Origin of the sequence: Paenisporosarcina macmurdoensis, assembly GCF_042658845.1 — a bacterium.
Taxonomy (GTDB): domain Bacteria; phylum Bacillota; class Bacilli; order Bacillales_A; family Planococcaceae; genus Paenisporosarcina; species Paenisporosarcina macmurdoensis.
Map to the genome: position 1 here is coordinate 49,848 of NZ_JBHSRI010000019.1, position 18,724 is coordinate 68,571.

Genomic DNA, 18,724 nt, shown 5'->3' on the forward strand with positions numbered 1-18,724 from the left:
CCGATTATGGAAGCCTTTTTGCATCTGTTATTCTTTTTACTTACTTAATTGAATCGAATTTTTCGAGCATTCGATAGAGGACTACTGCTGTTTCTGCTCGGGTTGTTGGTTGCTTTGGATCAAACTTGCCATTTGATCGACCATACATCAAGCCAAGTTCACTGGCATTCCTGATTGACTGTTTAGCATAGTCATTTATTTTAGTGTCGTCTTTGTATTTCTTGTTATTTGGTAAGTTGTTTAGTAAATCCGGATTTGAGAGTTCTACTCCTCGCATCATCATTGCGGCCATTTGTTCACGTGTAATGTTAGCATCAGCATCAAAAGAGCCGTCATTTTTGCCAAATACGATGCCCGCTTTATGTGCCGCTTCTATTTGTTGAGCAGCCCATTTTTTAGTGACTGGAACATCTTTGAATGTTCCTTTGTATTCTTCTACTGGCAGTTGAAGCGCTCTGACCAGAAGGACAGCAAATTCTGCTCGAGTCAAGCGTTGTTCGGGTGCAAATGTATCGATTGTTTTACCTGCTGTAATAAAACGAGAAGCTAGAGAGTCGATTTCATTTTTTGCCCAGTGGTTCGTTGTATCTCTAAATACAGCATTTGCTGTCATTACTGTGAACTGGGAAAAGTGGTTCGTTGGAACTGTCCAGTAGCCATTTTCCAACTTGCCGCCTAAGTAAGTCCAGGCTTTAGCCTTTTGGTCATAAGAAATTGCGGTTGTTTTATTAGGATTGACTGTCCCATTTACTTTGAGTTTTAGGTTAATCGAATCGTCAGTTGAACTGATTTCATTGATTCCTGCAAATAATGAAATATCCACGATATCACTGAATCGTTTTCCTGCTGGAAGTCCATCTTGTTCACTTTGGACGATTACTTCTAGTGCAATAAAGTCTTGATTTTGTTTTTGTAATTCTTTCAAAACAGTTACTGGCACTGTTATTTCATGACCGTTCAAAAGGATAAATCGCAATGCTTGATTAGCTGTAATCGCTACGTTTAGTAGGTCTTTTTGAATAACCCATTTGACCTGTTGTTGTGATGCTTGATCAATGGTCCAGTAGTCATTTGTTTTGATGAGTTGCTCTTCTGTAACGTTAACCACTTGGTCATCTGTAACAGGTGGAATAGGCGTTGGTGTTGGATTTTGCCCGCCATTGTTATTCCCTTGGTCGCTAGTTGTGAAAGCAGCAACATCCGATCGCATTTCACCACCAAATGAGTCTTTCACTTGAACATACCAGCCATGTTCTTTCGCGCGTTCAAGATTTTTCCAATTCGTTTCTGCAATGGATCCATCCTGTATATTTTTCACTTCGCCAATCAGTTCATTGGTGAATACTTCCACTTTGAACATGTCTGTAGCTACTACTTTTTCTTTCGGTGTTAGATCTGTTTCAATCGTAAATTCGTCTTTCCCTGGATAGTCTACCGGGTTGTAGTAATTGTATTGATCTAAATAGGGTGAGTATGTTTGCATATGGATTTTGTTATCTACTGGATTGACTTTCATTAGGCGAACAAATCCTTGTCCTCCTTCAGGTCCTCCTTGGTAGTCTGCAAGCATTTGGTACACTTTACGATCGGCAATTCCGTCTGCGTCATCATCGATTTCATCAACAAGTGTTTCTGCATCGTGGTAATGGCCTGACAGAACGGCGATGACGTTGGCATTTGGTGTAACGACATCTTTAAATAGTTGATCGCCAATCGGACTGCGATTTCCAGAAACTAATAAGTATTCATGGAAAGACAGAATCGCTTTTCTTTCTGGGTGCTCAGCTAGAATTTTGTTCATCCAAGCTATATCTTCATCATTTACGCCCCAGCCCATATACATCATGATAAAGTCATTGCCATTTGAGCTAATTAAATCGTAATGTCCACGGTTATTTTTATACGATTCCCCGTAGTAGTCTTTATCGTTAAAGCGTTGTTCTCCAAAATATTTACCGTATTCATTATAGTCTCCTGTTTTTTGACCCACGTCATGATTTCCAGCTAATACACCGTAAGGAATGGCTGCTTCGTCAAGAGTTCCCATGAATGTATCTGCTCGATCCCACTGGATTTGTTGATCGGCTTCATCCACTAAATCGCCCGTATGGAAGACGTATTTCAAGTTCAGGTTGTCTTTAGCTTCCGCCATCCATTTCGTCATTTTGTCGAATATTTGCGGGTAGCTTTCAGAATAATACTGAGTGTCTGACATCCAGATAAATGAATAATCAAATTCAGTCGTAGATGCAATTTCATCTTGTACCATTACTTGTACTTTTCCGTCTTTAACAAAGTCAGTTCCAGTGACAGTTCCCTGTAAGGTAAAGTTCTTATCGTCTTTTGCAATTTTCCATTGTTGCAGTTCCCATAATGCATTTGTATGATTCCATACATACATGGAAACTTTTCTGCCGATGAGTGACTTCCCTTCCCAGCTCAGGACAATTTCGTCATCTTGATCAATCTCTTCACCGACGGCTACTTCAAATCGGTGATACGGGAATTTTTCAAGAGAAGAGGTTTCAACGTATTCACCATCTGCTTTTGCCATCTTGTCTTTCGCTGTGACAACTGTTTCTCCAGCAGGAATCAGCTCTTTTGGAGGTTCTCGGTCTGCGCTGTTTTCAAAGATTGACACGACTTCTTCGTCCGCTTCAATCTTATGTCCTTCATAGAAAGACACATCTAGGCTGTCTTTTGTCGGATCGCTTACTTTTACTTGTAAATTCGCATTGTTCGGATTGACGTTTCCAGTGCCGTCTTTAGGTGAAATGACTTCTGGTGTATATGGTTGTTCTTCCACAACTTTAAAGGTAACGTCTTGCTTCCCTTCATTTAAGGCAACATCTTTCGCTATAAATGACACGGTATGTTCACCTGGCGTCATTTTTGCAGAAGATGTTTCAAAAGGCAATGTGATTTCTTCGCCATCGAGCATAGCCGTTAAGCTTTCAACAGAAGAATACTTGTCCTCCACTTCCGCTTGAATCGTAAAGTCACCTTTGTATTCTTTTCCTTCTTCAACGGAAGGGGTAATGATTGGCGCACTGTTATCAACCACAACTGCGGCTTGTATGTCTTCAACGTCTTTTGCTTCAATTGTATGAGATCCTTCATCAACAGTTGTTGTATCCCAAGTGAAGGCTTTTGCTGTAAATTTATCCTCGGGTAGATTGAAGCTAAAATCGACTACAGATTTTGCACTCCCTCCGTCTCCCACAGACATTTCTTTTTCAATATCTGTAAAGAGTGGATCATAGAGCGTGGTGCCATCCTCCAATACTAGTCGTACATTTTTCACATAAAAGTCGTCTCGGTTTTCTTCAGAGTCTGTGTCGAAAGGTGACACTTTTGTCCCTGCACGAATCGAGATCTTCGTTTCCATTCCTTGTGTAAATTGACTTGGGTCAACCGGTATCGTCAATGTCGTATAGGTATTGATTGTATCGTCAAATATATGAAGAGTTTCATCGCCAATCGTAACACCATTTTTAAAGTATAAATTAACGTTTTTAACATCAAACGCGAAGTAAGCTTGTGCTGGGATCGCAGGTTTTGTGTCACTTGTCACATCCTGTTGATCAATATATAGTTTGCTATCTTTTCCGTAAGATTTAAGTACAACCGATTTACTTAAAACTGATCCATCTTCTACATTTAGACCCACTTTATCTACATCATCTAGTAATATCTCCATGTTCTTAGTTTCCGATGTCACTTCATTAATTCCATCAGATGTTTGAACGTAATAACTTAAGTTTGTCTTGCCAAGTAAATCAGGAGAAAAGATGGTATGTGAATATACGGTAGAATCATAGACTTTTGTTAAATCGACCATTCGGAATTCTTCAGCATCATTTGTTTTATAAAAAAGACGAACCGTTTTAACTATTTTTTCATCCGTCACGTCAAATGACAGGTCCAGATTCTGACGTCCTGAAATGGCTGCATTCTCTGTTAAATCAACAAGCACTGGTCCAGTAGTATCTGAAGTTGCAGCTACTTTTACTTTAGGCGTCCGAATCGTTGCTACGCTGCCAGGTGTCGCTGCTTCTGTGGCGCTGCTATATTTTTTCATGATACTTGATCTTCCATCTGTCGGGTACGTGTAAAGAATACCTTTGTTCGCAATCGTGTCGTCTACTTGCGCTTGGTCATAATAGTATGCAGATGAAATATCGACACCTGTATTGGTTGCTATTGCTAATCCTCGATGACTTGCATTTGCCATACCACCGGATTGAATTTCAACGATGTCCACATTTTCTTGTAAATCTACATTGTACATTTGGTTGAAATCAGCTACTGTTTTTTCTTGATTGCTCGCATTTTTGATCCAGTAGACAATGGTTTTTCCACTTGGCAAGATAATGTCTTCTTTGTCAGCTTTCCAAATTAAATCTGCCTCTGGACCTTCCGCAGGATAGCGATAGCGAATCTTATAATCTTTTAAATTTATATCATCAGCTGCATTGTTATAAACTTCAATAAATTCATAGCCGTCTAATGAACCGACATTCGTCGAGTCTGGCACAAGCTCTGTTACGAGAAGAGCAGGCACGTTTTGCGGATCATAATCTAGCGCTTGAATCATCACGTCATAGTCTTCCGTCATGGCCGTATTTTGTCCATCAAAGGCTTCAATTCGATAGGTTATTTTGTTCGTCACTAATTCTGCTTGGTCAAGTTCAATTTCAAACATATTTTCTTCAGTAGCAGCTACCATATCCTTTTGGAGCCAACTACCATTTTCCGAGAGTTTATAAAAAAGTCTAACATTTTCAAGCTTTGTTTCATCCGTGACTTGTGCTTTAATATGTAGGTTTTCACCTGCATCCACTTTTTCAATGGCTGCATGTGTAATTAAGGGTGCTTGCGTATCTTCAACTGTTGGACTATCAGGTATTTGTCCTGCAATTATGGTTCCAGGTGTAGGTGCTTCTGACGATGACAGGATTTCCATCGTTTTTCCGTCCTCACCAGCTTTATATTGAATCCCTTTATTGACACCCACATCTTCTTTTATATAAGTCGCTGACGAGAAGATATTGTTTGAATTATCTGCAAGAGATAAAGATCGTTCTGCTGTGTTGGCCATCCCGTCTGCCTCAACATAAGTAATCTGGTTTTCTGTTAGCGTTGTGTTAAATTCTTTATTAAAATCAGCAAGTGTTAAGTTCGTATTTTCTTTATTTTTCACCCACACGATCAGTGTTTCACCTGCAGCAATTGTTTTGTCTTCTGTAAATGCCCAGTCTACTTTTTTACCATCTGGATATCCGTATATTAACTTATAATTACTTAATTGAATCGGTAGTGTGCTGTTGTTATAAAGTTCGATATACTCAAAAGCATCTGTTGATGTATTGACTACATTACTACTGTTTGGTAAAAGTTCAGTAATCAGAATAGGAGAATTTGCTGCAGCCAATACAGTTGTAGACTTGTTTGTCATGTAGTCAGATGGTGAAGAAAATAGGGAAAAAGTTAAACTACTGGTTAAAACTATGGAAGCCATGACTTTCTTTTTCATTAATTATATTTCCTCCTTTGTTAATATATTCCTCTCTTAGTGTACGAGTGAAATGTAAATACACGGTGATGCAATTGTAAAATATATGTAAATGTTCTTGAGGTTGTGGATTGGTAATAGATCTTCTTGCTTACTTTATTTCAGATTATTTTTCTTCTAATGAGATACACATAGGTTTTCAGTGCGCTTCGGGCGTATTCTCTGCTGCACTATAATCTAGGGAACAAAGAGTGGGGCTTGTGACTTTGTCACTCGCCCCAGCTTTCTTTTTTCAGATTATCTTGCGGCGGGTGTGCGTCCTTCGCTCCCTTGCAACCTGAACGCTCTTAGTTAAGATCGTTTGGGTTACTAGAGAATTGATACTATTTTTATGTAGATGTTCGGCCGAAGATGGTATTTCGGTCTCTTTCTGCTTATTTCATTTCAGACCATTCTTTAAAGAAATGCAAGCAGGTTTTCAGTCCGCTTCGGACGTATTCTCTGCTGCACTATAATCTAGGGAATAAAGAGTTGGGCTTGTGACTTTGTCACTTCGCCCAACTCTATTTTTTTAGATCATTCTGCGGCTGGAATCCGTCCTTCGCTCCCTTGCAACCTGATCACTCTTAGTTAAGATCGTTTGGGCTACTAGAGAATAGACACTATCTTTATGTAGATAGTCGACCGAAAATGATATTTTGGTCTCTTTCTGCAAACTTTATTTGAGACCATTCTTTAAAGTCATTAGTGACACTTACTCTAAAGAACTAATAAAGGCGTGCTAGCCAGAGACACAAATGCCTTTTATTTGTGGCTCTGGTTGGCAACCTGGGGGTAGTTCTTTAGAGTAAGTGGATGATAATCGCCTGAGGTAGTGCTTGTATCCGATGAGAGAATCTCAAATTGAGGCTCTCTTCAACAACCCAACCCTCGAAGAAAATCGCCAATGGGTGGCAGGTGGCAAGCCGCCTGCCACTTTTCTGTTCATGACACTCACTTTAAAGAAAAAATAAAGGCGTGCTAGCCAGAGACACAAATGCCTTTTATTTGTGGCTCTGGTTGGCAACCTGGGGGTAGTTCTTTAGAGTAAGTGGATGCTGATAGCCTGCGGTAGTTCTTGTATCCGAAGAGAGACACAATTGCCCCGGCTCTCATCAACATCCCTAACTCTTGCGGGATGAAAAAAAGCTACTTTCCGTGTAGGAAAGTAGCTTTTTTATGTGGTTATTAAAAGACAAAGAATTTCAGATAGTTTCTCCAGCCGATTGCTTTTGTGGATTTCCATGATGGAGAATCGATTGGCATTGGTAGGAAGATTGCTGGTGCGTAGCGATAGTTGGTCAGTTGTGGTTCATGAACTGCGACTAATCCAGCTTGTACACCTGTACTAATGACAGAGCGTGTTTTCCAATCAAACGCGATCGTTACCGGTGCCTTCACGGCATAGCCATCTTCATTGATTATATGTGCGACAGCTGATTCATCTAAACGGTCGTAAAGCCAAGCTGTTTTTATTGAGCCAGCTTGTTGCGCTTCGTTGACGATGATCATGGCATTTGTATTATTGCCAAATGGTAAGTTTTCGATTGGCTCAATTGCTTGAATGCGAATTTCATAGTAAGCGAGTGGGTTCGGTTGATCTGTTGAATCTAACGTTTTATACGTATTTAAGTATTCTGTTTCTCTTGCCGGAACTTGAGAAATTTCAGCTACTTTTCCTTCAATCGATCGATCCATTCCATCAGCTTGCAAACGAACACGATCGTTTACTTGTACATCTTGCCATTCTTCATCAATTGCATATGTGAGAATGATTTTTTCTTTACTGTAAATTTCAATAGCGAGTCGGTCATTTTTGTCTCGTATTTTTGACACAATCCCATCAACCGGGCTAATGACTGCAGCCGCTCCTTTTTGAGCAAGTTGTGCTTCGACAACAACCAATTGTTGATTCACATCAGAAATCTTTTGCTCTGCTTGTGCGATGGCTTGTGCGAACGCCCCATCTTGAGATACGACAACGTCAACACCTACATCAACATTTATATCTACATTAACAGTTTGTTCTTCAGTCACTTCGGTCACGTTATCTGTTGTATTGCCAGTTGAACTGTTTGTGTTTGAGTTAGCTGCAATAGCTCGATCAGATTGTAATGAACTAATTGTTGCATTGAGTTCAGTCATTTGGCGGTCAAGAGCTTCGCGCTCTGATTCCCACATGCTTCGTTGTTCATCAGCAGTAGACGTGTTGAGTGTGGCAAGTTCTTGGCCAACAGTTACTACGTCTCCTTCTTTAACTGACCAACTTTTTATCGTATCTTCATTCTTAACATAGATGACATCCATACTAAGTGGTGCAACAAGTGATTCTTTAGGTAATAATTCTTCAAAATCACCTTTAGCTACTCGCTCATATTCGTGTACATATACGGATTTTGAAATAACGCTTTTATCACTAAATAATAGGATGGCGTTTGCTCCGAGGAATGCCGAGATGGCAACGGCTAGGCCAATTGTTAACCATTTATTCATTGAGGGGTACCCCCTTCTACTACGCGTAAGAACCATTCTTCAAGTGGCAATATGCCGACAGTTGCTGTGATTAGTGCCATGACAATATGGATGGCAATGATGATGATTACTATCATGCGTGGGTTCATATCCGTGAAAGAACGGATGAATCGAACTTGCAACGCAATGATCAATGCTGTGAAAATTGAAAGTTGGTTAAAGAAAAATACTAAAAACGGATGATCAAATACAGTTGCTGCGAGTGGTCCAAATGAAAATAGGGACACGGGTGTAGTCATACCCAACATCATAAAAATGAAGAATAATAAAGCTTTTTCCAGTAGGAGAATTCCTACTACATACAGTTGTAGAACGGCTAGTTTTGATAACTCGATTCCTGTGATTTTATTTAATAGGAATGCGATGCCGAAAAAGTGGAATGATAGGTAGAGGACTGCCCAAATAATGATTCCAGCGAGTGATACGAGTCGTGCGATGGCAAATGAATCTTTGCCGCCTAATGCATATACGGATGTGATGTGCTGTGTGTTCATTCCCCACAGTTCTTGTACTACAAACAATAATAATCCAAAAAAGCCTACCATCCATGCGCGTTTTTTAAAATCTCGCATGTTTGAAGAGCCAAGATTGTCTATTAATTCTTGCTGGTTTGCAAGATATCGCCAAAATCGGAAATCAAAAATCATAAGTTAGAATCCTTCCTTTACTATCTTAAGCTATTATTCTTTCTATACTTTCTATACTTTACCAAATATCGACATCATTTGTAACGTCTAAAGGGCATAGTTCTAGAAATATTGTGTGTTTTATTGAAAGAATTTATTAATAATGGATAATTTTAAGCGATTTCTATGAAGCTGTTCCGATAGGCTGGTATTTCAATAGAAGGTTTTCGACAGAATTCGTGTAAATTGTTATTGTGTATAACAACCAGGTTTTCAGTGTGCTTCGGTCGCACTCTCTGCTGCATAATAATCTAGGGAATACAGAGCTTGGGCTTGTGACTTCGTCACTCGCCCAAGCTTTCTTTTTTCAGATCATCTTGCGGCGGGTGTACGTCCTGCGCTCCCTTGCAACCTAGGCGCTCACAGTTAAGATCGTTTGGTTTACTAAAGAATAGACACTATCTTTACGTAGATAGTCGACCAAAAATGATATTTTGGTCTCTTCCTGCTCCCTTTAATTCAGACCATTTTTTAAAGTTAGTGGTGATACTTACTCTAAAGAAAATATAAGGGCGTGCTAGCCAGAGAAACACTGAGTATTTGCTCAGTTTTTTCTATTTCTAATTTTTAGTAAGCCTAATTTTCATCTCCGCTAATTAAACTAAGCACCCCTTATTTGAAGAAGAAAAGGGATGATCCATCCGCAAACAATCAATTCAATTCTCTGTAAGTCGTCATAACACCCGGATTCGGAAGTGTTCGACACATTGCTCAATACGAAAAAGCCACCTTGTAAAGGCAGCCGGTTGTTCAAATAAAGCAAACGTTAGTTGAACAAAGAGAAGAAATATTTTCCATTAGATTACTAAGAAATAATAAGTAACTATTCCAATCACTCCAAATGACATTAGGAGAACACTTTTCTTAATACTTTCGTCCCAGATTTGAATACCTCCAGAAAACCAACCTATAAATATCATAATTGCACCAATATGTTGAAGGATAGCAATAGATGTAATTAAGCCAGAAAAAAATACTGCAAAACCTATAAATCTTAAACCCTCATCAAGGAGGGATGAAGGACTTTTTGTCCCCCTTAATTCTTCTTGTTCTTCTTTATCCTTTTTTAAATATATAATTATAAAATAAAAAATAGGTATCCCCAATAATAAAATCTGTATTATCCTCATTTGACTCCCCCGTTAACAAATTAAAGAACTGATAATCGAATACACTTACTAACCCCAACAAACATAATCAAGATTCGCTACACCTGGATGTATGCTCCATACACACCAGGTTGCCATAACACCACGATGAGAAAGTGTTCGACTTCATTACTCAATAAGAAAAATCTGCCCTTTAAAGACAGCCGGTTGTTCAACTATTGAATCCATTACATTACAAACAGTTTTTGTTCTTTCGTATTGGAAATTGCAAGTATGTAGCTATTACCTTCTAATTTATAAAAGTATCTATCATTATTATTATAAGTCACGGGATTCTCTTGAAATAATCTTTTAAAATTCTGAGTATGATCGTTTATATCAGCCACATCTTTTTGAAAGGTTTCAAAGAGGTTCGAAACTGTATCAGAGGATTCTCCATTAATAGGTATCCAACCGTCTTCCTGCTTTATCTTGTTTTCAATAGCATCATAATCAAGAACTAAATAGGTTTGTCCCTCATTTGGGAACCCATATCTTGTATTAAATACTGTTTCTATCATATTTGGTTTTGGGACCTCAAACCCCCAATTCAATCTCCATTCAGCATATATTGAAATATAATTCCAATTAACTATCATAAATCCAACCAATAATAACGGAATTGTAATCCAAATTATGGTTTTCTTTTTCATGTTAATTCTCCTCTATACAGAACTGGCATTACCATTTAATGTTTTCTTCCAGAATTATGGTTTTATAAAGTAATATTCTCAGTTCAATAGAAAGTTTCCTGGTTAAACTAACGCCCCGTTAGTTCATTAAACAAAGCTCTTTTATGTATTATACCAACAATACCCATTTTTACCTGTTAAAAATAAATTTTTCTGCCAATTATAAAAGCACTTCAAAATGAGGTTCTAATTCGGGTTTTATTTGGCTGTTTATTTTGATAATAAAACAGGTTCGATTTGACCGTTTATTTCGGAATAAATGATCCAAAAATGAATGGCTTAGCCAGAGACACAAATGTCTTTTATTTGTGTCTCTCCTCAACACTCCCAATCTACCGGACTTGTTAACGATGGGTTACCCAACGCAAAAAAGTGTAAGTCCCCAACACTACTTACACTTTTTGCGCTATTTTTGTTGCAAGATTTAGGCCCCCACCTAAATAGGGTAATTGGATTTTCTTCTTGGAGGTTGCATTGTGCGCGGTTTGTTGTAGGAATGAGTAGAGTTCGCCACAGCACTATGTATGTTATCCATCTCCCTCTATTTTCCCTTCCCCAAAAAGGATTAATAGCTCTTCTATAGTTTAAATCTCCTATTCTGAAAAGGAAATATTTCTCCTCAAAATTGAACTTTGCCTACTAGTTCCGCTCCTAAAATTGAATTTTCTCTAAAAAAAGTGCCTCAAAATTGGATTTTGCTTTCTCACAAAAAATTGTATAAATATTTTTAATCAAACCAACACTTTATATAACCTATCAAAGGAAAATTCTCTCATATACTAACTTCATCGTGTTACTTGCGATACGCTGTTGATCTGCATGGCTCCATGACCAACTTGATGAAGTAGATGACTTTATTTCGAGCAGATAATTAATTAGAAAGGTTGTGTTGGTTAAATGAAATTTGGTAAGTTGTTTGATTTAAGTGCTGTCGATTTATTATTCGGTATCATTGGTTCAAGTGTATTTATCATTGTTTTATATATGTTCACTACACTTTAGGAGCGTGTTGTATGTTCAGGTACGATTAGAACCCTTCCCCGGTCGATTTTTCTCGGAGAAGGGTTTTTGCATGGCTGCAAGGTGTTTTTATTGAGGGATTTTTAATTTTAGAGGATGTATGGTGACTTGCACCATTTGTCATATTATGGTGGTTACTCCATTAGTCAGACGTGAGGACGTATTTTTCAGACGTGAAGTCCAATTAGTCAGACGTGGATGCTTTTTTTTCAGACGTGAACGCTAAAAAGTCAGACTGAGCGACCATTCAACTTTTAAAAGAAGTACTCGCTGACAGAAAAACCCGACAAGCGCAAGCGTTCGGGGGCATCTAAAGGTTTTCTTTTGGTTTAGTGTGAATGGTAAACCTTGAATGGTGCTGCCGGTAAGTGTGGCAGCCTTTTTGTTGGATGGCTTTGTGGATATGGGTTTTCAGACGCGAAGTTTATGATTCCTACGTGGGAGCTGATTTTTCTTACGTGGACGGCTATTTTTCCTACGTGACCGCCGAAAATTCCTACGTGACATGCGTATCTCACAATATTGCTATCACCTAGACGTTGAGTCGTGTGAATGGTAAACCTTGAATGGTGCTGCCGGTAAGACTGGCAGCCTTTTTTGTTGGATGGCTTTGTGGATATGGAGTTTTCGGACGCGAAGATCATGATTCCTACGTGAGCGCTGTTTTTTCCTACGTGGATGGCTATTTTTCCTACGTCAACCTCCAAAATTCCTACGTGACGTTACCATTTCCCCAGAATTCCTCTCTCACACTAAAAATCTCCACATAAAAACACCTTCCTCATTTTCATTAAGGTAGGTGTTTTCATTTTTTATAGAATTCCATGGTTATCCTCCAACGGTTAGTGTAGTAAGCGGTTAAAGAGATTTTCATCGCGTGTTTGAAGAGCGTAGTCAATCATTCGGCTATGATTTGCGCCTTCAAGCAACGTGATGAATTCGCTTGCTTCTTCTTTTACATCGCTTCCAGGTTCTGTGTTTTCTGGTTCGCCGTGCTGTAAAATCGTTTGCAAATGCGTATGAATATCTGACACTAGCAATAATTGATAGAGTGGCAAGCGAATGAAGCGATTCCCTTTTTGAAAGACGAAGACTTCGGACAAGTTTTCGACTTGGTATGTGTTCATATTGACGATGATTTCTTTGCCTTCCACAGGAATGAAGTGAAAGAGTTCGTCATCTTTTTTTATGGAAAAGTATTGATAAGCAAATACCAATTTCATCTTTTGGCCTTCTAGTTTTGAGTAGAACGGTTTCATTAGTTGTACGTGTAACATTGTGATCCCCCCTTGTTTTAATCTAAATATTCTGATTACTACTATTGTATCACAATCCCGTCCATTTCGTGCAGGATAAATTCGGAAAAAATACCGCCTAGAGTCAGGCGGCATGCTTGTTTAGGCCTTCGGTTGTCTGTATGTAAAATAAGCAATAGATTTTTCGTCATCTTGAATAAAAAATCCAAGAAGATCGGTTTGTACGGTTGCAGCCATTTCTTTTCCGAATTGCTCGTCACACGTAAATGAGCATTTATTAGTGCGAAAATCAATTTGAATGTCTTTAATTTGAAAGCAATCAAATGTCACCTTTTTAATTATTACGATTCCTTTATCGTTCGACGTAATAACTGTTGATTTTCTTTTGCCGTTCGGAATTTCGTAACCACTTGGCTTTACCATGGCACTTTGCTGTAATCCTGGTAAGATAATTTCATAGGATGGGCAAACAGATCAACCTTTCCTTTACATATTTGTGATGGATTTTGTGTATATCTTAAACTCTATCAATTTCGAGAGATAGTAGAACATCATTTGCCTACGAAACCCGACTATCGTTCGGTTAAATGAGATTCTACATTTCCATATTCCCATACAAAACCATTGGATTTACAAGAAAATTTACAGGATTTTTGAAAACTTATTTGCATTTAAATTCTTAATTCTTTCCTATCACTTACGGTTTCGCTCGAAAAGCCGTATAATGAAAGGAAAGTTTTTTTTTGGAGATGTTGCTATTGAGTCATTCATTATTTAATATTGCTGTGCGTTATCAATCACATATCCAAAAGTGGATGGAGACGCTATCTGAAGACCTGCACCCTTCTCATCTGGATGATGAAGAGCTTGTACGTCGTGCGTCCTTTGCCGTACGTAATGGGGCAGTCCGCGCTATTTCATACGATCCATACGAACATACTTTAGAAGCACGCGTTCATGATGTCAGTTCTGCCGTTGTGACCATTCATCTAGTTGATGAAGAAATTACGTGTTCTTGTCCTGAAAAGCATCTATGCCGTCATAGTTTAGCGGTTGTTTTTAGTTTATATATGCAAAAGTTTTCCCTCTCTGAGTGGCTCCAGGAATGGCGTTTAAAAAAGACGGAACAACTTTCAATTCTTGCTAATGAACGTACACCTGAAAGCTGGAATGCGATTGTTCAATCGACGTTTAATGCCGTTTCTGGTGATTGGTCGTGGAAAGAACGTTATTATATCGACAGTTCAATTAATCAAATGAAACAAAAATTAAAGAAATTTATGCCTTTTGAGCGTGAATGGCAACCTCTTTACGATGTCTATACACGTACGATGTTGTTGCGTCTGTTATTCGAAGTAAGTGAAGAACTGAACGAAAACTTGTTCCGTGCCACCATTCAAGCCGATATTGAAGATATGCAACATCAGCTAATTACTCTATCGAATAAGCCTCGTTTATTCGCAGCTGATCCTTTTTATGATGCGCTTGTTTTGCATGTGCGTCATATCGTCTATGATTTGAAAACGATGGATGATCTTCGTTTCAATTTGCTTCATGCATTTTGGGTCATCATGCTGACTGAAAAAGGTCGTCGTGAGGCAGAATATAAATATTTACTTGATATAAAGAATTTTGACAACGACATCTTCCGCGCATTCTTCTGTGTGTTACTCAAAAAACCAGATGAATTACGAGAAATTGCCGATAAAATTCATGCGAGCCAAATGCCAGAATGGATGCACTTAGCTAAACTTGCGAAAGAACAGGACGACTTAACGTCTCTTACTATTATTTTGCATGCCATGCGTCCGCATATTTTTGACTATGTGAATAGCCATTTATCTGCATGGAATCGTTCGTTGTTTGTGTCGAAATTGTATGCGTTATATAAACATATCGATATGCCGGATGATGAACGTGAGCAACTGTTTTGGCAGTTCGGATCGTTTGGTGTTCGTGCCTATTCAGACTTCTTAATTGATCAACATCGTTATCAAGATTGGGTTGCTCTTCACCATCGTTTTGCGTCCACTCTCGATTATGCAGAGTCATGTGGCATGAAGACGATCATACAAGAGGCTCCAGAGGCCGTCTTACCGTTCTATCATGTATTGGCACTTAGTGAAGTGCGTGAACGGAATCGCCATAACTACAAGCAAGCTGTGCGTATTTGGAAGAAAATGAAATCAGCTGCGAAGAAGAGTGGCAAAATCGATTATTGGAACCTTTACGTTAGCGAGATTCAGACGAAATATCGTCGCTTGCGAGCTCTCCAAGAAGAGATACAGAAAGGAAACTTGCCTTTATGACTTCCCATGTATCGCCTTTTATGAAGAATTTAATCCTTTCATTTGACCAAATGGATGATGGATTTACGACCGTACATGCCTATAACGAAGAAGGCATGCGGTTATTTACGGAACAATGGATTTCGTTTATTTCCTTTCAGCATGAACCATCTTTCTATGGTTTGCATCACGATGAAGAATCGAATTTTTCATCTTTAGAGTTAGTCGAGTTATTTTCTCCTTCAAGTAAACATCCGTACGTTCACGTCAGTGGATTCGCTCCAGAAGATGAGTCCATGATTGCAACTATTCAACAAGCTTCGACTTTTTGGAGTTCACCAACGCTTTGGGACGAACTGACTTTTGAAGAGGATTCTCTCGTTCATTCATCAACAGATGCGCCACCTGCTGCGAAACTGTTGCTAACTTCTGCTATTCAGCAAAAACTGTACAGCGTTGGATTAACGCTGAGCGATATTCCAACACTTCTTCCCTTCTTCAAACAAGGTGGATGGCCGTTGAAAGCACAAAGTGGTCAAGGGGAAGTCAATGTTGCACTGCGTCTTAGCGAGCCTGAATCTTCTTCGGATGAATGGATTCTTGAGACAGTCGTACGTGGCAAAAAAAGCTCCGTGCACTGGACACCACCTTTTCGCAAAAAACAATCTCCAATCGCAGATGCACTACCTGATAAATGGAAAGTTCATGCGGCTTATGTGCATGAAACGCAATCCAACATGCTCGATTTGATGAGTGTCGAAGCTAGTACAGACCTCTTTTTATCACGTTCAATAAGTGATTTAGACGTTCGTCACTTCTTGCGGGATGATGCGGCGCGTTTGCAAGCACTCGGGTTTGAAGTCATCTTACCGTCTTGGTTAAAAGCTGTGAAGGAATCAAAACTTCGTGTCAAATCAAATGCGAAAACAACAACGTTTAAAACGACTGCTGGATTAAATGAAATATTAACTTTTGATTGGAACTTCTCATTAAATGGCCAAGCGATTTCTGAAGATCAATTCAAGTTAATGGTTGAAGAGAATCGGGAGTACATTCGTGCTGGAAACGAGTGGTTCCGCATTGATTCGAACTGGATGCATGAAATCCGTCAATTAATGGAGCAAACGGAAAATGAAAATTGGACAGTCAAAGAATTGCTATTCCGCGAGTTACCTGATGCGCTCATTAACGAAGAAGATACTAGCGATGAAGACGACGATCCGTTATTCCAATTTGAATTGAACCAATCATTAAAGAGATATTTAGAACAGCTTCAAGAGAAAAAGGAATTACCGACAACAACCGTTTCCACTCATCTGTTAACCGAGTTACGCCCTTACCAACAACAAGGACTAGACTGGCTAGTTTTCATGCGTGAACAAGGATTTGGCGTTTGTTTAGCGGATGATATGGGTCTAGGGAAAACGGTACAGTTGATTGCCTATCTATTACATGTGCATCGTACACATCTGACGGATAAGCCATCGTTTATCATTTGCCCAACATCTGTTTTAGGAAACTGGCAAAAAGAGCTCGCTCGTTTTGCTCCTGATTTAGATGTACATGTGCATTATGGACAAACACGTTCGAAAGATGAGTCGCTTGCTGTCGAATTATTGGCTTTAAAGCCTGATGTCGTGTTAACTACGTTTGGTACTGCTTCACAAGATGCGGAAGCGTTAAGTGAAATCGAGTGGTGCAGTGTGACACTTGATGAAGCGCAAAATATTAAAAACATGCATACGAAACAAAGTCGAGCGATTCGTAAATTACGCGGTGAACATCATTTAGCGTTAACGGGTACGCCAGTTGAAAACCGCTTGTCCGAGTTATGGGCCATTTTCGACTTTATTTATAAAGGGTATCTAGGTAGTTTCCGCAAGTTCCAAGAAAACTATATTGCACCGATTGAACGTGATGACTCAGAAAATCACAAACAAAAACTACGAGCTAAAATACGTCCTTTCTTACTTCGACGTACGAAGCAAGATCCGGATTTGTTATTAAATCTTCCGGATAAGCAAGAACAACGCGAGTATTGTCCGCTAACTACTGAGCAAGCGGCACTCTACGAAAGCTTGATTCAAGAAACGTTGTTCAAGCTTGAAACGTTAACTGGTTTTGAGAAAAAAGGTCTTATTTTAAAAATGTTAAGTAAGCTGAAGCAATTGTGTAATCACCCAGCTCTTTATTTAAAAGAGGGATTTGGTGAAGCGGAGTATATGATGGAGCGTTCTGAGAAGTTAGCACGCATTGTCACTCTCGCTGCTGAAATTGCTGCTCGCGGTGAGCAATGTCTGATTTTCACGCAATACATTGGCATGGGCCACTTGTTGCAGCATTGTTTAAGTGAATTACACGATATTGACCCACCTTTCTTATCGGGTAGTATGCCGAAACAACAGCGTGACAATTTGGTTGAAGCGTTCCAAGAAAAAGAGTTCCCCGTGTTTATTCTGTCGCTGAAAGCTGGCGGTACTGGTCTTAATTTAACGGCAGCAAACCATGTGCTTCATGCGGATCGTTGGTGGAATCCAGCGGTTGAAAATCAAGCGACGGACCGTGCTTATCGCATTGGGCAAACGCGTTTTGTGCATGTTCATAAGTTTGTGACGATTGGGACGATTGAAGAAAAGATCGATAAATTGCTTGCCGATAAACAAGCGTTGTCTGAAGATTTGATTCAGTCTAGTCAGTGGATAACTGAGATGGCAGATGAAGATCTGAAGGATTTGTTAACTTTAGGGTAATGATGATTTCAACAAATTAGATGGATTCAGTGGATACTTTGATGTAAAAAGGTTTTCAGTGCGCTTCGGACGCACTTTCTGCTGCATGATAATCTAGAGAATACAGAGCTTGGGCTTGTGACTTCGTCACTCGCCCAAGCTTTCTTTTTCCAGATTATCTTGCGGCGGGTGAGCGCCCTTCGCTCCCTTGCAACCTGGACGTGCACAGTTATGATCGTTTGGTTTACTAGAGAATCGATACTATCTTTATGTAGATATACTTTATTTCAGACCATTTTTTAAAGTTAGTGGTGACACTCACTATAAAGCAAAATAGACAGTAATTGATGTTAAATATCCCGCTTTTCATTCTTCCGATAAATCTCAGTCTGACTTTTTGAGGTTGACGTCTGAAAAAATAGCGTTGACGTCTGAAAAAAACACCTCCACGTCTGAAAAATCGGCATTGACGTCTGAAAAACATGAGTGGCATAAAATTTGGGACACTTTGCTGATACAGTTAGGTTTTCAGTGCGCTTCGGAAGATTCTTCTGCTGCACTATGATCTAGGGAACAAAGAGTTGGGCTTGTGACTTCGTCACTCGCCCAACTCTGTTTTTTTAGATCATTCTGCGGCAGGGGTTCGTCCGCTCCGCAACCATGAAGCGCACAGTTAAAATCGCTTGGTTTACTAAAGAATAGACACTATCTTTATGTAGATATTCGACCGAAAATACTATTTCGGCCTCTTCCTGCTACGTTTATTTCAGACCATTCTTTAGATTCAGTAGTAACACTAACTCTAAAGAAAAAATAAAG

The 18,724-nt window shown here is 39.2% G+C and carries 9 protein-coding genes; 2 read left to right on the forward strand and 7 right to left on the reverse strand.

What is annotated here, in order from left to right:
- Positions 1-40: 40 nt before the first annotated feature.
- From ACFPYN_RS12600 to ACFPYN_RS12630, 7 genes are all read right to left on the reverse strand, one after another.
- Positions 41-5,536, reverse strand: a complete 5,496-nt coding sequence (locus tag ACFPYN_RS12600) for an S-layer homology domain-containing protein (RefSeq protein WP_377734655.1) — start codon at positions 5,534-5,536, stop codon at positions 41-43.
- Positions 5,537-6,742: 1,206 nt separating this feature from the next.
- Positions 6,743-8,047, reverse strand: a complete 1,305-nt coding sequence (locus ACFPYN_RS12605; RefSeq protein ID WP_377734656.1) for an HlyD family efflux transporter periplasmic adaptor subunit — start codon at positions 8,045-8,047, stop codon at positions 6,743-6,745.
- Complete coding sequence (locus tag ACFPYN_RS12610) at positions 8,044-8,733, reverse strand: hypothetical protein (RefSeq protein ID WP_377734657.1); 690 nt, start codon at positions 8,731-8,733, stop codon at positions 8,044-8,046. The genes ACFPYN_RS12605 and ACFPYN_RS12610 overlap by 4 nt, the downstream gene beginning before the upstream one ends.
- A gap of 836 nt (positions 8,734-9,569) precedes the next feature.
- Complete coding sequence (locus ACFPYN_RS12615) at positions 9,570-9,902, reverse strand: hypothetical protein (protein ID WP_377734659.1); 333 nt, start codon at positions 9,900-9,902, stop codon at positions 9,570-9,572.
- A 206-nt stretch (positions 9,903-10,108) separates the two neighbouring features.
- Positions 10,109-10,573, reverse strand: coding sequence for a hypothetical protein (locus tag ACFPYN_RS12620; RefSeq protein WP_377734661.1), 465 nt, complete (start codon positions 10,571-10,573; stop codon positions 10,109-10,111).
- A gap of 1,901 nt (positions 10,574-12,474) precedes the next feature.
- Positions 12,475-12,909: a transcriptional regulator gene (locus tag ACFPYN_RS12625; RefSeq protein ID WP_377734662.1), complete on the reverse strand. Its 435-nt coding sequence runs from the start codon at positions 12,907-12,909 to the stop codon at positions 12,475-12,477.
- 120 nt (positions 12,910-13,029) lie between these two features.
- Positions 13,030-13,311 carry a hypothetical protein gene (locus tag ACFPYN_RS12630; protein WP_377734663.1) on the reverse strand — a complete coding sequence of 94 codons (282 nt, stop codon included), beginning with the start codon at positions 13,309-13,311 and terminating at the stop codon, positions 13,030-13,032.
- Between the two features lie 326 nt (positions 13,312-13,637).
- On the opposite strand from ACFPYN_RS12630, the gene ACFPYN_RS12635 reads away from it, so the two are divergent.
- Positions 13,638-15,197: an SWIM zinc finger family protein gene (locus ACFPYN_RS12635; protein WP_377734705.1), complete on the forward strand. Its 1,560-nt coding sequence runs from the start codon at positions 13,638-13,640 to the stop codon at positions 15,195-15,197.
- Positions 15,194-17,926: a DEAD/DEAH box helicase gene (locus tag ACFPYN_RS12640; protein WP_377734665.1), complete on the forward strand. Its 2,733-nt coding sequence runs from the start codon at positions 15,194-15,196 to the stop codon at positions 17,924-17,926. The genes ACFPYN_RS12635 and ACFPYN_RS12640 overlap by 4 nt, the downstream gene beginning before the upstream one ends.
- The last annotated feature ends 798 nt before the right edge of the window (positions 17,927-18,724 follow it).

Excerpts from the sequence above, each read along its gene's own strand:
- ACFPYN_RS12600 (WP_377734655.1), bottom strand. The coding sequence starts at position 5,536 with ATGAAAAAGAAAGTCATGGCTTCCATAGTTTTAACCAGTAGTTTAACT.
- ACFPYN_RS12605 (WP_377734656.1), bottom strand. The coding sequence starts at position 8,047 with ATGAATAAATGGTTAACAATTGGCCTAGCCGTTGCCATCTCGGCATTC.
- ACFPYN_RS12610 (WP_377734657.1), bottom strand. The coding sequence starts at position 8,733 with ATGATTTTTGATTTCCGATTTTGGCGATATCTTGCAAACCAGCAAGAA.
- ACFPYN_RS12615 (WP_377734659.1), bottom strand. The coding sequence starts at position 9,902 with ATGAGGATAATACAGATTTTATTATTGGGGATACCTATTTTTTATTTT.
- ACFPYN_RS12620 (WP_377734661.1), bottom strand. The coding sequence starts at position 10,573 with ATGAAAAAGAAAACCATAATTTGGATTACAATTCCGTTATTATTGGTT.
- ACFPYN_RS12625 (WP_377734662.1), bottom strand. The coding sequence starts at position 12,909 with ATGTTACACGTACAACTAATGAAACCGTTCTACTCAAAACTAGAAGGC.
- ACFPYN_RS12630 (WP_377734663.1), bottom strand. The coding sequence starts at position 13,311 with ATGGTAAAGCCAAGTGGTTACGAAATTCCGAACGGCAAAAGAAAATCA.
- ACFPYN_RS12635 (WP_377734705.1), top strand. The coding sequence starts at position 13,638 with ATGTTGCTATTGAGTCATTCATTATTTAATATTGCTGTGCGTTATCAA.
- ACFPYN_RS12640 (WP_377734665.1), top strand. The coding sequence starts at position 15,194 with ATGACTTCCCATGTATCGCCTTTTATGAAGAATTTAATCCTTTCATTT.